The sequence below is a fragment of the Lentibacillus halodurans genome (genome assembly GCF_900112045.1).
Classification (GTDB): Bacteria; Bacillota; Bacilli; order Bacillales; family Amphibacillaceae; genus Lentibacillus; species Lentibacillus halodurans.
The window spans coordinates 23292-39007 of record NZ_FOJW01000016.1 but is presented as its reverse complement, the minus strand read 5'-3'; the positions used below and the strand labels follow the sequence as shown (position 1 = coordinate 39007).

At 42.8% G+C, this 15716-nt stretch carries 14 protein-coding genes; 8 read left to right on the top strand and 6 right to left on the bottom strand.

The window, feature by feature from the left end; translation table 11 throughout:
* Positions 1-263: 263 nt before the first annotated feature.
* From asnB to BM195_RS15720, 3 genes are all read left to right on the top strand, one after another.
* Positions 264-2111, top strand: coding sequence for an asparagine synthase (glutamine-hydrolyzing) (asnB, locus tag BM195_RS15730; protein ID WP_090240723.1), 1848 nt, complete (start codon positions 264-266; stop codon positions 2109-2111).
* A 158-nt stretch (positions 2112-2269) separates the two neighbouring features.
* Entirely contained in the window at positions 2270-3391 is a 1122-nt protein-coding gene (locus BM195_RS15725; RefSeq protein ID WP_090240721.1) for a glycerate kinase, read from the top strand.
* Positions 3348-4769: a GntP family permease gene (locus BM195_RS15720; RefSeq protein WP_090240719.1), complete on the top strand. Its 1422-nt coding sequence runs from the start codon at positions 3348-3350 to the stop codon at positions 4767-4769. Before BM195_RS15725 ends, BM195_RS15720 begins: the two co-directional genes overlap by 44 nt.
* Positions 4770-4837: 68 nt before the next feature.
* Here BM195_RS15720 and BM195_RS15715 read toward each other — a convergent pair whose 3' ends face one another.
* The 4 genes from BM195_RS15715 to BM195_RS15695 form a co-directional block, all read right to left on the bottom strand.
* A complete protein-coding gene (locus BM195_RS15715) occupies positions 4838-5719 on the bottom strand; it encodes a glycine betaine ABC transporter substrate-binding protein (RefSeq protein WP_090240717.1) in 882 nt (293 codons plus the stop codon).
* 1 nt (position 5720) lies between these two features.
* Positions 5721-6398, bottom strand: coding sequence for a cysteine hydrolase family protein (locus tag BM195_RS15710; protein ID WP_090240715.1), 678 nt, complete (start codon positions 6396-6398; stop codon positions 5721-5723).
* A gap of 13 nt (positions 6399-6411) precedes the next feature.
* Entirely contained in the window at positions 6412-6948 is a 537-nt protein-coding gene (locus BM195_RS15705) for a GbsR/MarR family transcriptional regulator (RefSeq protein WP_090240711.1), read from the bottom strand.
* A 759-nt stretch (positions 6949-7707) separates the two neighbouring features.
* The gene (locus tag BM195_RS15695) at positions 7708-8490 is read right to left on the bottom strand and encodes an HAD family hydrolase (protein ID WP_090240707.1); all 783 of its coding nucleotides are present in this window, start codon (positions 8488-8490) and stop codon (positions 7708-7710) included.
* Between the two features lie 150 nt (positions 8491-8640).
* Here BM195_RS15695 and BM195_RS15690 point away from each other — a divergent pair, with 150 nt between their 5' ends.
* The 3 genes from BM195_RS15690 to BM195_RS15680 all read left to right on the top strand — a co-directional run bounded on the left by BM195_RS15690 (position 8641) and on the right by BM195_RS15680 (position 11679).
* On the top strand, positions 8641-9411 hold the full coding sequence (locus tag BM195_RS15690) for an SDR family NAD(P)-dependent oxidoreductase (RefSeq protein ID WP_090240702.1): 771 nt from the start codon (positions 8641-8643) through the stop codon (positions 9409-9411).
* Positions 9412-9637: 226 nt separating this feature from the next.
* The gene (locus BM195_RS15685; RefSeq protein WP_090240700.1) at positions 9638-9835 is read left to right on the top strand and encodes an alpha/beta-type small acid-soluble spore protein; all 198 of its coding nucleotides are present in this window, start codon (positions 9638-9640) and stop codon (positions 9833-9835) included.
* Between the two features lie 290 nt (positions 9836-10125).
* A complete protein-coding gene (locus tag BM195_RS15680) occupies positions 10126-11679 on the top strand; it encodes a Na+/H+ antiporter NhaC family protein (protein ID WP_090240698.1) in 1554 nt (517 codons plus the stop codon).
* Positions 11680-11772: 93 nt separating this feature from the next.
* Here the strand turns inward: BM195_RS15680 and BM195_RS15675 are convergent, their stop codons facing one another.
* Complete coding sequence (locus BM195_RS15675) at positions 11773-13458, bottom strand: M3 family oligoendopeptidase (protein ID WP_090240696.1); 1686 nt, start codon at positions 13456-13458, stop codon at positions 11773-11775.
* Between the two features lie 133 nt (positions 13459-13591).
* Here BM195_RS15675 and BM195_RS15670 point away from each other — a divergent pair, with 133 nt between their 5' ends.
* Together BM195_RS15670 and BM195_RS15665 are read left to right on the top strand one after the other, a co-directional pair.
* Entirely contained in the window at positions 13592-13870 is a 279-nt protein-coding gene (locus BM195_RS15670; RefSeq protein WP_090240694.1) for a hypothetical protein, read from the top strand.
* Between the two features lie 260 nt (positions 13871-14130).
* A complete protein-coding gene (locus BM195_RS15665; protein ID WP_090240692.1) occupies positions 14131-15039 on the top strand; it encodes an AEC family transporter in 909 nt (302 codons plus the stop codon).
* Here BM195_RS15665 and ytaF read toward each other — a convergent pair.
* The gene (gene ytaF / locus BM195_RS15660; protein WP_090240690.1) at positions 15026-15646 is read right to left on the bottom strand and encodes a sporulation membrane protein YtaF; all 621 of its coding nucleotides are present in this window, start codon (positions 15644-15646) and stop codon (positions 15026-15028) included. The genes BM195_RS15665 and ytaF overlap by 14 nt on opposite strands.
* Positions 15647-15716: the final 70 nt, after the last annotated feature.

Sequence of the window (15716 nt, the reverse complement as noted above, 5' to 3'; positions counted from 1 at the left end):
GCCGTAAATGGGTCCTTTTTTTGATGAGCTCCAAAATTTTCTGTTTCAGTCGAAGCCATTCCCACATAACAGTTCAGCGGGTGCGACATATTTGATCAAGAAAAAAAGCGAAACCTGAATAACCATATGCTTTTCTTGTTCATAAAGGATCAAATCTGTTCATATAATCATATGTTATCTGCGTCATATTTTAGCAAAGCTGCACATAGAATGAACAGGTGTCAAACGAATGTTTTGAATAAGTACAGAGAGGATGAGACGGTGTGTGCGGGATTGCAGGTATGGTTAATTGGCGGAAAAATGTGTCAGATGAGCGAACAGTTTTGGAGAATATGACTGAAACCCTGACATTAAGGGGACCGGATGATACAAGGATATGGACGGATAAACATGCCGGATTTGGCCATAAGCGATTGGCGGTTGTTGATATTGAAGGTGGAAAACAGCCGATGCAGAAAGAAAAAGGCGGCAGCATGTACACATTAGTATATAATGGCGAATTATATAATACGGACGATTTACGGAAGGAATTGCAGAAAAGAGGATATACGTTTTATACTGCTTCGGATACAGAAGTACTGCTGACGGCTTACATGGAGTGGAAAGAAACTTGTGTTGATTATTTAAATGGAATATATGCGTTTGGTATATGGGATGAAGAAAACGATCAATTATTTATGTCCCGTGACCGATTAGGTGTTAAACCATTATTTTTCCATGAAGATTCACGGGGACGTTTTCTTTTTGGGTCTGAACTAAAAACTATTCTAGAACATCCGGATATAAAAGCTGAGGTGGATCGTGACGGTTTGGCCGAAATATTTGGTCTTGGTCCGTCAAGAACACCTGGTCATGGTATTTTTAAAGGAGTTCGTGAATTACGGGCAGGGCATTCGTTAATATTTTCAAAAGCTGGTTTGAAGGTTTGGCGTTACTGGAATGTAGAAAGTCGCCCGCACTCTGACTCTGCAGAGGAAACTGCTGAACATGTACGGGAGCTTTTTGTTGATGCTGTCAGGCGGCAGTTAGTGGCTGATGTACCTGTTTCGACATTTCTATCTGGCGGTCTTGATTCGAGTGGGATTACGGCGATAGCATCGGCGTATTTTCAGGAGAAGGGGAAAGGGCAGCTGAGCACTTTTTCGGTGGATTATCAAAATAATGAGCAATACTTTGAAACAAGTAAATTTCAGCCATCGAGTGACCGGCCATGGATTGCAAAAATGGCAAAAGATTTTCAGACCGATCATCATGATGAAATCATCTCCGGTGAAGAATTGGCGTCATTGTTAAAGGAGTCGGTTGTCTTGCGCGATCAGCCGGGGATGGCTGATATCGATTCGTCTTTATTATGGTTTTGCAGACAAATCAAACAGCATACAACGGTCAGTTTGTCGGGTGAATGTGCCGATGAAATCTTTGGCGGTTATCCATGGTTCCACGATCCGTCTATGACATCAATTGGCGGATTCCCATGGATGACATCACTTGACGCCAGAATCGACTTGCTGCATTCCGAATGGCAAAAGAAATTAAATTTAAAAGAATATGTTTACAATCGATATCACGAGACAATTGACGAGACACCAAGGCTGGATGGTGAGCGTAAACAGGATGCACGCCGCAGAGAACTGTTTTACTTGAATATGCACTGGTTTATGGCGCAATTACTTGATCGTAAAGACCGCATGAGTATGGGAGCTAGTTTGGAAGTCCGGGTGCCATTTGCTGATCATCAGTTAGTCGAATATGTCTGGAATGTTCCTTGGGAGATGAAAGTATTGGATGGCAGAGAGAAGGGAATCTTGCGGAAAGCGCTGGAGGGAATTTTGCCGAATGACATTTTATACCGGAAAAAAAGTCCATATCCAAAGACATTCCAGCCCGAGTATACCAGACAGGTTATAAATTGGATGAATGATATTCTAGCCGATCCGGACGCACCGCTATTTGAATTTATGGACCGAAATCGTGTTAAAGCCATTGTCCGTAGTGAGGGAGAAGAATTCAAACAGCCTTGGTATGGTCAATTGATGAAAGGACCGCAGCTGATTGCCCACTTGTGTCAGATTGATTACTGGCTGCGCACGTATGATGTCAGCGTGAATTGAAAATCTGCAGAATTATGTCTGGCGCCCCCTTCTGGTTGTTCGATTGGTTGAATCCCTGCGAATGGTTGCATTAATATGATGTTAGCGGTATTCTGGCCGGATTGAATTTACAAAACCGTGTTAAATAAAATTAAACACAACGAAAAAAGGAGAACATTATGAACATCGTAGCAGCACCAGACTCATTTAAAGGCAGTCTGACATCCATTCAGGCATCTATGATCATGAAAAAAGCCATCAAAGCAATTGATGATAACTCCCGGGTCATACTGAAACCAATGGCTGATGGCGGAGAGGGAACCTTGGAATCACTACTTACCGCCACGGAAGGGGGACATACCCCCATAACGTGTACAGGGCCCTTGGGCGAAAAAATAAACACATCCTATGCAATCGTTGATTCCAATACTGCGGTCATCGAGTGCGCTAGCATTGCGGGGTTGGTTCAGGTACCCGATTATAAGCGGAATCCTGAGCTAACCACAACTTTTGGAATTGGCGAGGCAATGCTGGATGCGCTGAACAAGGGTTGTACATCACTTATTCTCGCTCTTGGGGGCAGTGCGACCAATGATGGTGGACTGGGAATGCTTAAGGCATTAGGAATGAAGGCATGGAAGCAAAATGGCGAAGCAGTGGGTCCATTCGGCAAAGATGTGCAGCATGTAACAGATGTCAGTTTTCAGGAAGTCGATCCAAGACTTGCCAAAGCAAATATTAAAGTTGCCTGCGATGTTGATAATCCGCTTTGCGGCGAAAGAGGGGCAACATACGTTTACGGACTTCAAAAAGGGTTGGGAGCAGCTCAACTGGCGCAATATGACGCAGCCTTAAACCGGTATGGGGCCGCAATCGAGTCTGCTTTAAGCAAAAGGTTTCAAAACATCGCTGGTGCCGGGGCTGCTGGTGGACTCGGCTTTGCCTTATTGGCCATAGGCGGAACGCTTGTTTCGGGGGCAATGCTTTTGGCGAATGCCATGAACGCTGAAGATGTCATCAGGAATGCTGATCTTGTATTAACGGGTGAAGGGCAGAGTGATGAACAAACACTTTATGGAAAAGCACCGGGTTATATCGCGTCCCTTGCCGAAAAACACCAGGTTCCAGCCGTTTTGATTTCAGGCAGTCTGGATGGGGATTTGGATGTCTTAAGAGAAAAATTTGCGGGATGCTTCTCAATCGTCAATAAGCCATTATCGCTTAAGGAATGTATAGATATGGCTGATGAGTTGCTTTATGAGCAGACAAAGCAAGTTATTCATTTATTATGTCATTTATAAAAAAGGGGTGGAGAAAGTGGAAGGCTTTGGACTTATCTTGTTAATTTTTATTGGCGTTTTATTTGTTATTTTGGCTACCGCTAAACTGAAGCTGCATCCATTTTTATCACTAATCATTGCTGCATTTGGCATTGGAATATTTGCTGGGCTGCCATTAATGGATGTCGTTAATTCTGTAAATGATGGCTTTGGCGGATTAATGGGCAGTATTGGTCTCGTCATCGTTTTTGGTACGATCATCGGTGTTATCCTGGAAAAGTCCGGGGCGGCACTTCGAATGGCAGAGGTTGTCCTGCGTATGGTGGGTGAAAAACGTCCGCAAATGGCGATGAGTATTATTGGGTCAATTGTCAGTATTCCGGTATTTTGTGATTCAGGTTATGTCATTTTGTCCTCACTGAAAAAAGCACTCGCAAAGAGAGCTAAGGTAACAATAGCGTCAATGGCGATAGCATTATCCACCGGTTTGTTTGCAACACATACATTAGTGCCGCCGACCCCCGGCCCGATTGCTGCTGCCGGAAATATTGGCGCTGAGAATTATTTGGGAACCATTATTCTGATTGGCGTAATTGTCGCGATTCCGGCGATCATTGTTGGATATATATGGTCCTTGAAAGTCGGGACGAACATTAAAGTGGAAGGAGAAGACGAAGACACTTTCGCTTATGATTACGACACGATATTAAAAGCGTTTGGAGAAATGCCTTCAGCAATTAAATCATTTGCCCCGATCGTAATACCTATCTTGCTGATTGGCTTTAGTTCTGTTATTACGTTTGCTGACTGGACCGGGACGTTGTTTGATATATTTTTATTTCTCGGGTCGCCAGTGGTTGCATTATTGATCGGCGTATTATTCGCATTTCTGTTATTGCCTGACTATAATGAAGAAACACTTACTGAATGGATTGGGATAGGTATTAAAGAATCCGCTCCGATTTTGCTGATAACAGGCGCAGGTGGTGCATTTGGGACAGTGATCAGCGCAACGCCGGTAGCTGAATTTATCCAGGGTTTTGGAGAAAATGCATTCTTTACGGGGACCCTGTTTATCTTTATTCCGTTCTTGATTGCTGCTTCTTTAAAATCAGCTCAAGGTTCGTCAACAGCAGCCCTAGTCATCACGTCGACTTTAGTGGCTCCATTACTTCCGGATGCGGGCGTTACCGGAGCAGTTCCGCTCGCTTTAATCGTTATGTCGGTAGGCGCAGGAGCAATGGTTGTATCTCATATTAATGACAGCTACTTCTGGGTTGTGAAGGAATTCAGCGGGATGTCGGTCACACAGGCATACAAAGCTCAAACTACTGGTACATTATTACAGGGAATGGTGGCGATCGCGGTTACGTTTATTTTGTGGGTGATTTTGGTTTAGAAAAAGAACCGTTCAGGAGATTTAAGCTCTTGAACGGTTCTTTTTCTGCTTTGCAGTTTTTTGCAGATTTACTTCCCTAGCATATCATCGACCTTGTCACGGTGCTCCTCAATCCATTGTGCTGCTGATTCTTCAAATGGAACATCGTTATTCTCATAGTCGTGGATCATTTTTTCCAAATCGCCGACTTCAATGCTCCATTTTGATAATACTTCATAAGCTTTTGGGTGATCTTCTTCCAGCCCTTTATAGCCTACCACATATACATTATCATATTTGAAATTTTCCTTTGGTTCTTCCAGGAATTTCAAATCATATTTCTCGAAAATGGAATGTGGGCGCCAGCCTGTAATAATGACAGGTTCCTCGTTATTGATTTTTTGATCCAATGTGCTGATCATAGCGGTTTCACTGGATGGCATCAGCTCGAAAGCATCCAGGTTGTAATCTGCCATGACCTCTTCAGAAATAGAAACGACTCCGGCACCAGGGCTGATCGTGTACACTTCGTTGCCAAACTTTTCAGGGTTTTCCTTTATATCTTCAATGGAATCTTCCTCGACATAAGTTGGAACAACCCAGCCCAATGGCACATTTTCATAACTGGTGGCGATTTTCTGAACGTCATCCTGATATTCATTCCATAACTCTGCTTCGGTATATGGCAGCCAGGCATCCATGAAGATATCAACTTCTTTTGACTGCAAGCCTTCAAAAATAACTGGTTGTGAAAGCAATTTGATTTCCACATCATATCCTGCTTCCTCTAGGATTTGTTTGGCTATTTGTGTCGGTGCTTCGGTACTTGTCCACGATGTCTGTCCAAATACGATGGTTTCATCTTTGTTTTCTGTTGCATCTGAATGATTAGCTGATTCTTCATCTGTATTGCTGCAGGCTGCCAATGCAGCAAGCGCAATCATCAACAGTATACTTACAAATTTTTTCATCTTATCTTCCGTCCTTTCGTGGTTGTTGAATGCTGCTGAAAACTTCTCGCATATTTTCAGGGGTGAATTGTAACGTGTCGGCAGCGGTTGATTCCCAGTTTATAAACGCTTCACCGTTTAAAAATTTAATGAAATTCTCGGTGTCATAGATGGATAAATGATAGATCCAATTCGCCATGATCATTAAGGATGCCATATGAGCACCTTCATTGGATGCTGAACATATATCCTGGATCAAGTGAATGTCATAATCCCGAAAATAGGCATCAAAAACAGTAGTCATTAAGCAGCCATCTGTAACGACGCCGCCTATAATTAAATGTCTGACATTCAGGCTTTTCAATATTAAATCAAGACTTGTTTCATAAAAAGCACTCCAGCGATATTTATCAATAACAATATCGTTTTCCTGTGGCTTTATATCCTCAAAAATTTCAATCTGACTGGTATTGGACGCATAGTAAAATGGTGTACTGTCATCGTTCAGCGGCTCTCCTTTGGAAAGACCGATACCATCAGCACGATTAATCTGTCTTGTATATATAACCGGTATCCCGGCAGTCTTGCACGCCTCAATGAGCTGCCTGGAATTCCCGATAACACGGTCCATATGCTGCAGACTGAAATTGCTTTCCTTTTGCAAGTCGATCAATACGAGGGCTGATTCCTGGATGTTCATTGCTAACGACTCCTTATTTTTTATTTTTAGGAAAGTAATCAAATATTTCCCCAGACTCCATTGCGTTCGCCAACCGCATGGTCCAATCGAGATATTGCTGGGATTCGTCAATCAGTTCAAGATCCCGTTCGATGTATTCCTGGATTTGCGCATCTTCCGTTTCTCTTGAAATGTCGTTCAAATTTGATTTGGTTTGCTCTGCTGCTTTCATAATGAGATTCCGTTCCTGCCTGAGTTTTTTTACAAAAAAGTTCAGCAAGTTTTTCAGAAAATCTTTTTCAGCCATAAAATGATCTTTTCGTTCGCCCTTTTTCCAAACTTTTGTGACCATTTCAGTTTCTAACAGTTCTCGCATTCCATTACTTACACTGGCTTTGCTCATAGCCACCTGTTCTTTGATTTCATCAAGGTTCATTGGCTCGTCAGCAAAGTAGAGAACACCATAAATTCTGCCTACAGACGGTGTAACACCATATATAACCATGGATTGTGCAATGGCACTTTCCATTACATCCCGTGCTTCTTCTATCCTTTCCTCATGATCGGCCACACCCAACACTCCATTTAATTTATTTAATTTGTATAATTTAATTTAAACAAAATGATCAAAATGTGTCAAGTTATAAAAAGTTTTCTTTGAATGCCACCCTTTCGACCATTCGATACGATTGCAGTTATAGAGGAACGCAATTTTATAAAACCCTGTATTGGAATGGGGTGGCAAATAAAAGGTTGTTTCGGCTGTATAAAGACTTGCCAGCGACTGCGGTGTGCAGATAGGTGTTGTTAATACAGATAAAATGGTGATGGAATTTACGTCGATTTAATGAGTTAAAACCGACAGTCAATCGTGGAAGTGTCTGAAATATTCGATATTGGCAATATGTTGGTGGAGAAAAGGTCACGCAGTAAAATAGTTTCTTAAATTCCTGGGAAGCCTGCGCAACGAGCGGTAAAATAACTCAGAAGGGAGGATATTTTTATATGGAATATGAGGCTGGGAAAAACTAAAGTAGGAGGCTTAAAAGACGACCAATCGTCCGTTTTAGCGGAAGAAATATACGTAGACTCCAGCGGAAGGAAAGGCATGGGTGGCAGAGCGAATGCACGCGGAGGCTCACCAGCCGCTCACGGAAAGCGAGGAGCGAAACATTCACCGAGTAAACTGTGAGTTGCGAGGAGTGCTGCTTCTCCGAAATCTCATTTAACATAACGAGCACCAAGTATATTTCCGCAGCGGGGTATCCCTTGCTTTGTTTGTTCGCATTTTTGTTTTATAAACGTTCTTTTGTCCCAACCTCTCTGTACATTAAAGAAGGCCAAGCTGGTTTAGACCATAGGCGATGCCGTCTTCTGTAACAGTGGCTGTCCTATGTTTGGCATAAGGAAATAAATCCTCATGGGAATTACCCATGGCAAATCCTTCACCAACTGCACTGAGCATTTCTTTATCGTTCATCCCGTCACCGAAAGCTATGGCTTGTTCACGGGAGATATCCAGCAGGCTGAGGATTTGTTCAACCGAATAGCCTTTGTTGACGTTTTTCCGCAAAATGTCGTAGCTATGTTCTGCACCATTTACATGAACTGGTGAAAGACGGAGATTGGATTCAATTTCGTATAGAGCGACTTGTTCAGGAGATACATTCAGAACTGTTGCTCCCAGAACTTGATCTGTTATTTCAGGTGTGAATGCTGTGTTGTCTTTTAGACCGAATATATCAATAAACTTGCTGATAAATGGACGTTCAAAATTGGTGAAATAATTTTGATCACGTGTGTACATAATCAGCTCGTGATCATGATTGGCAGCGATATCGATAAACTGTTCCATATTGTTTTGCGGGATCGGTTCATCAACAATTGTTTTTCCCTGATGGAGGGCAAAGGCACCGTTGTAGGCAATAAATGAATGGACATTCAGATCTTCAGCCAAGCCGCTAATCTCATGTAGTGGCCGACCTGTGGCAAGAAAGACCTCAATTCCCTGTTTTTTTACTGTACTGATCGCTTGTTTTGTGATGTCGGAGTATGTATGATCCGACTTTAAGATAGTTCCGTCAATATCGAGAAATAAAATTTTGTATGTCATGTGATTCTCCTTGTGTTTTATTGTCTACATGCATTTTAGCATAAGCGTCTAACTTTTTGCGAAAAAATGTTTGGTCAGCTATTTTTAAGGAAATAGTATACATGGACAATCTACTTTGCCCTCTATAATGTTACAAAGGAGTATGCGATTATGGCAAAATTTGCAGGAAAAACAGTTCTTATTACCGGTGGAGCTGGCGGTATTGGCAAGAAAACAGCCGAACTATTTTTAAAGGAAGGTGCCAGTGTCTCACTGGTTGACATGAACCAGGATGCACTGCATGAGGTCAAATCAGATCTTGATCAATATGGTGATGTGATGATCGTAAAAGCTAATGTTACGAATGAGGATGATGTGAAAAATTATGTTCATCAGACCGTTGACAAATTTGGAACGATTGATGTCTTTTTCAATAATGCCGGAATCGAAGGGGAAGTTGCGCCGATTGTAGAGCAAACGGATGAGAATTTCAGTAAGGTACTGTCAGTCAATGTTCAGGGTAGCTTTTTGGGACTGAAACATGTTCTTCCGGTCATGGCAAAACAGAAAAGCGGAAGTGTGATCAACACTTCATCCGTTGCGGGGCTGGACGGTTCTCCTGGGGTTGCACCTTATATCGCATCAAAACATGCAGTAACAGGATTGACAAAAACGGCCGCACTTGAAGCGGCACAGGATAATGTCCGCGTTAACTCCATCCATCCTTCACCGGTCAATACACGAATGATGCGTTCACTTGAAAAAGGATTTAATCCGGAAAACGCTGAGCAAGCTAAAACAGAACAGGAGAACGCCATTCCACTGGGACGTTACGGCGAGTCCGCGGATATTGCCAAGCTGGTACTTTTTCTGGCCTCTGATGACAGCAGCTTTATCACAGGTTCGCAATACAGAATTGATGGCGGCATGGGAGCACAATAAAGGTTGGGATAGCAACATCTCATGAAAGGGCTTTATTTTGCCGGAAATGCTTCAGTTCTGGAAAATCGCTAAAGTTCACAATTGCAGCGCGGTACAGGCCGTTTCAAGTTTGGAGCGGTCTCTTCATATGCATTTTTTAACAGGGCTAAAACCGTAATGTTACCACATAATAAACCGTGAACAGATAAATTTTTTCTGTTCGAATTCCCACGAGGAGTGATCAGTTGTGGCAGGTAACAAAAATGATTTGTTAGTGCCTGGAGCAAAGGATGCAATGGAAAATATGAAAGAAGAGATTGCAAATGAATTTGGTGTCCAGCCCGGAGCGGATACAACTGCACGTGAAAATGGCTCTGTGGGAGGCGAAATGGTCAAACGGATGATCAAAATAGCCGAACGAGGTATGTCCGATAACAATCGATAGTTGTTTGGCGGACTTACAGCAAAAAAGGCGGATCCGAAACAAAATCGGGTCTGTCTTTTTGTAATGTCAAAAAGGTATAATTGATGTGAGGCTTATCATTCCCTTACAAGACTTGCATAAAGTCTCAGTTTTTCTAATGTGAGTGAATGCGGAAGTTCAAATTTTTTGTGATTAGAGTGAAAACCAGTTATAATTTAGCAGGAATTTTCAGTTTCAAATAGAAATATTATAAAGGAACGGAAATATAATAATAATAGCAATTATTTGTAAATTCGAGAGGGGATTAAATTATGGAATTTGGCGTGTTGTCGCTGTTGCCGCCGGTGATTGCAATTATACTGGCTCTTATTACCCGAAATGTTATTCCTGCTTTATTTGCCGGCGTTTGGCTTGGAGCGACGATGATGTATGACTGGAACCCGTTTATGGGTCTTTATGCAAGTTTCAGTGATTTTATTATACCGAATGTAGGTGATCCATGGAGTGCCACCGTTTTGATTTATTGCGGTCTATTCGGTGTATTGATTGCATTTCTGCAAAAAACGGGTGGCGCACATGCCATTGCTAACTTCATTTCCAATAAAGTTAAAACATCAAAAGGCGCACAGGGTTCAACGATGTTATTCGGGCTTATCATTTTCTTTGAGGATTATTTTAATGCACTGACGGTCGGAAGTGTGATGCGTGCGGTCACTGATAAAATGCGTGTGTCCCGTGAAAAACTGGCATATATCGTTGACTCAACATCTGCACCGATTTGTCTGCTGGGACCGGTTTCCACTTGGGTTGTTTTCGTCATGGGGTTGATTGGTGCACAATTTGCAGAACTGGGCATTTCCGATTCTGAATATATGACCTATATTTTAACGATTCCATTTAATTTTTATTCCATTCTGGCGATCATACTTGTCGGTATTATCGTTTTCCTCAAATGGGATTTTGGACCGATGGCACAGGCCGAATACCGCGCGAGAACATCGGGCAAACTGTTTCGTGATGATGCAGAGCCGCCGTCAGATAATGAAATGATGGATGTTGAGATGGCAGAAGGCTACACACCTAAAATGCGGAATATGATTGTACCGATCGTTGTGCTTGTCGGCATGATCCCGCCACTATTTCTGTGGACCGGGGGCTACCCGGAACAGGACTTCGTGACAGCGTTTGGGGAAGCGGACGGTGCAACATCAATTTTAATTGCTGCCTTTGTGGCGGGTATTGTGGCGCTGGTGATGGGCATGCAGCAGAAACTTTACTCATTCAAAGAGGCCATGTCCATCATTGTCAGTGGTTTCCGCAGTATGATGCTCGTTTACATTATATTGGCATTGGCTTGGTCAATTGGCGGTGTGACGACAGAACTTGGAACAGCTGAATACATTGTGCACTTTGCTGAACAGACAACATCATCGGCCATCATTCCAGTACTGCTGTTCTTTATTGGTGCAATTGTTGCGTTCACGACAGGAACATCATATGGAACATTTGCGATTATGATTCCAATTGCTATGCCGATTGCCGCTTCGATGGATATATCGATGTATTTGGCCATTGCTGCGGTCTTTAGTGGGGGCATTTTCGGGGATCACTGCTCGCCGATTTCCGATACGACCATACTATCATCAGCAGGAGCTTCGAGTGACCATATTGATCACGTTAATACACAGATACCGTATGCGATTACCGCAGGGGTCAGTGGTGTGATTTCATTCCTGATAGCCGGTGTTACAGGTTCTTCAATATTGGCACTTGTTGCTGGTATTGTTGTTGTATTTGTTCTGGCCTTTATCATGAAAAAAGTATGGGGCAAACCGATACCGGAAAAATATGAAATAATGGCTTAAATAATACGGGATCAAATTTTCCAGGGCTCTAGTGTTGGATAGGAATGTAAAAAAAGAAGCGGACTGTCGTTTTTATCGGCAGTCCGCTTCTTTTTAAGTATTTTGTTCAAGCCATTTGTTAATGGATTCAATAACTGAATCCACATTGCCATCTTCAAAAGGGGATTTCAGGTTTGCCGCTTCAACCAGTTCGAGAAATGACTTCGATCCGCCAAGTTTACATAAACGTAAATAGTCTACCCAAGCTGCTTCCGGTTCTTCGCGTGACCGTTTCCAGAACTGGAAGGCACAGATTTGCGCCAGTGTATAGTCGATGTAATAAAACGGGACTTCATAAATATGTCCCTGGCGCTGCCAAAAACCGCCATACTCCAGGTAAGCATTCCCGTCGTAATCGCGATGCGGCAGATACGTTTGCTCAACCCGTTTCCATGCTGCTTTACGCTCATCGGGGGTCCAGTCTGGATTTTTGTAAACAAGATGCTGGAATTCATCAACCGCGACGCCATACGGCAGGAATTGCAATCCATCTGCCAAATGGGCATATTTATATTTATCCGTTTCCTCTTGGAAAAACAGCTCCATCCACGGCCATGTAAAAAATTCCATGCTCATCGAGTGGATTTCCGCTGCTTCACTAGTTGGAATAATATATTCCGGAATGCCGATTTGGCGGCTGGAGTAAAACTGAAAAGCATGCCCTGCCTCATGTGTCAGTACATCAATGTCTCCGGAAGTCCCGTTAAAGTTGGAAAAGATGAACGGTGATTCGTAATCCTCGATAAAGGTGCAATACCCGCCGGCTTCTTTACCCTTCTTAGCCTCCAGATCCATCAGGTTGCGGTCAAGCATGAACTGGAAAAATTCCTTTGTTTCTGACGATAATTCCGCATACATTTTTTTACCGTTTTCAATGATCCACTCGGGTGGACCTTTAGGCGTTGCGTTGCCATCAGGGAATCCAAAGTTCTCATCATAATATTTGAGCTTTTCCACACCGATTCGCTCCGCCTGTTTTTCGGAAAGCTTTGTGACGAGGGGGACAATGGATTCACGCACCTGATTCCGGAAATTAGCCACCATATCAGCATCATAGTCAACACGCTGCATTCGTAAATAACCAAGTTCGACAAAGTTTTGAAAACCTAATGTGGTAGCGATTTCGTGGCGCGTTTTGACAAGCTGATCGTAAATGTCATCAAATTTTTCTTCATGTTGTTCGAAAAATCCTGTGCTCGCTTCAATCGCTTTTTTGCGGATGGAACGATCCTGATGTTCGGTAAAAGGTCCGAGTTGTGCGAGTGTATAGGTTTCACCCTCGAATTCCACTTGTGCGGATGCAACGAGCTTGGAATATTCGGTTGCCAGCTTATTTTCTTTTTGTAATAGTGGCATGATTTCTGGTGAAAATGTCCTGACTTCATGTTCGGCAATCCGGAACAACTGTCGACCCCATTTGTGTTCCAACAGATCACGGTACGGGGATTTTACCAATGCTTTATAAAAGGCCGTGTCCATCTCTTGTATCTCCGGCCCGATCTCGTCAAAGTAATCCCGTTCGTTTTGATAAAATTCATCGTCTGTGTCTATGGAAGCACGAATATAGACCAGGTTCTCAAGTGTTGACAGCTGATTGCGAAATGCATTGATCTCGGCTATCGCTTCGTTCTGCTGATTAACCGAGGAAGCATTGGTGAACTTTTGTAAAAGCTTGGTGAATTCCTCTTTTTTCTGTTTCATATTCGGCCGTTCGTATGCATAGTTTTCAAAGGTTAACATCTGCTGATTCCTCCTTCTATAGAGTTATTCGACATTTTTTTGAAAAGTCCTGTTTATACAAGGATTAAATTGACTTTATGTATACACATCGATAAACTGGTATATAGTAGAAAAGGATAGATGAGGTGAGTTCATGTTTAATTTGGCCTTGCTTATCAGCATCTCATTGCTGGTTGTCATTATGCTTCTTAATATTGTCGTCACACTGGCAACTTCCAGGGGAGGATATGCGGTTTATGCACCAGCTGCAATGATCTTTGTAGCCGGTATTGTCATGATTGTGATTTCAATATTCGGCAAAGTTGAAATGCTAGGATTAGGTTTTGGCGGATGGGGTGGTGCCAGCCTGTTTGCTGCAGCAATCGGGTTTATTGTGACATCGCTTGTTGAAACCTATAGACAACATTCATAATGAATAATAACTGAAAAATATCTGTCTTACTGGAAAGGGCAGGTATTTTTTTTATGTTCATCTGTGACAGTTGAGTGGTCATGAACCATAAACTATGATAAGCAGGCAGGTGCCTTAAAACAAAGAGAAGCGGACAAAAAACAGGAGGGACCGTTTATTAACGAATGATCAAACGGGAGGCGAACGGCGTTAAAAATCTGGCGACCTTCGAATTCAAGTGATAGACTGGAAAAAGATTCGCTTTAATGGGGATGTTATGAATGGATGTATTTTTTCAAGTTGTATTGCCGATTATGGCGGTGTTCGGAGCAGGCTTTCTGCTGCAGCGGATTCGTTTTCTTGATGTGAAATCACTTGCTGCGGCATCGATTTATATTTTTCTGCCGGCACTGGTGTTTACAACATTATATGAGGCCAGTTTTAATCAAGGATACACCATGATTGTCATATTTGCGTTCTATTTATTGTTTGCCATGATCGTTGTTGTTAAAATGCTTGCACATATTTTCAAATGGTCAGAGTCGGTGGAAAGCGGGTCGATTTTGACGACTGCCTTCATGAATGGCGGTAATTATGGGGTTCCAGTTATCCTGTTCAGTATTGGCGAAGCGGCTATGCCATACGCTGTGTTTCTGATGGTTCTTCAATCGTTGATCATGAATGTGTTTGGGGTTTATTATGCATCGCGCAGCACGAGCGGGTTTTGGAGGGCGTGTAAAACCATTTTTAAAATGCCGGCCACATATGCGGCTGTTTTGGGCGTTGGATTTCAGGCGTCTTCTGTAGACATACCAGATTCGGTTTATTCGACATTAGCGATGGTAAGCGATGCGGCTATTCCATTGATGATGGTCATCTTAGGTATGCAGCTAGCATCGATTACGGGACTGCAATTCAATTGGAATGTTATTTTATCGGCAGCGAGTGTTCGCATGATTCTTTCGCCGATGCTTGCATTCTTATTTATTTGGTTAGTGCCGGTCGACCCGGTCATCGGAGCGGTACTCATGATTGTTGCGGCAATGCCCAGCGCTGCCACGACAACAATGTATGCTATTGAGTTTGATGCTGAACCCGAGCTTGTTTCCAGTATTACACTTGTGACAACGCTAGTAAGTATTGTAACGGTTACCGTGCTATTGAATGTCATCAATATTATATCATATTAAAAATCCCCAATATAATGAGCAGAAATGGAGGAAGCAGTGTCAGTTGCTTCATCCATTTTGTGGCTGATAAAAACATACCGAACCGAATACCGCATAGTACAAATAATCCGCTCATCAATGCGATTGAAAGGGCGGTTATCACGGGTGAATACCCCAGCATGGCTGCTCCCAGTCCTGCTCCAAATGCATCAATTGCCAGTGCGAATCCCAAAAGAATTGCTTCTGTCAATGAAATGCTCCCGGATTCATCCAAGTCTGCCTGCTGCGGCTCTCTCATGACGGTTTTGAAATGGTCCCAGGTTGCATCATCGGAAACTGCTGCCAAATGAGTGTCTTGTTTGGAACGGATGACATTGTATAAACAGTACACACCGATCAGCAGCAGGATAATACCACCGATGTTATCTGTCAGATTTGGTGTGATAAAGGACTTCAGCGTATTGCCAATGATCATTGAAATATAAACAATCAATCCGGAACAGAACATAATGATTCCCAGGGCTGTATATGGCACATGAACACGTCTTATGCCATATGACATACCGACGCCAAACCCGTCGATACTGACTCCGATGATTAAAAGAATTAATCCGGTGTAATAGAGCATCGATATCATTTTCCTTTCCGTAACTTCCTAAAATAGTGTATGGGAATTGGCGCATGGTGTGAAACACGCA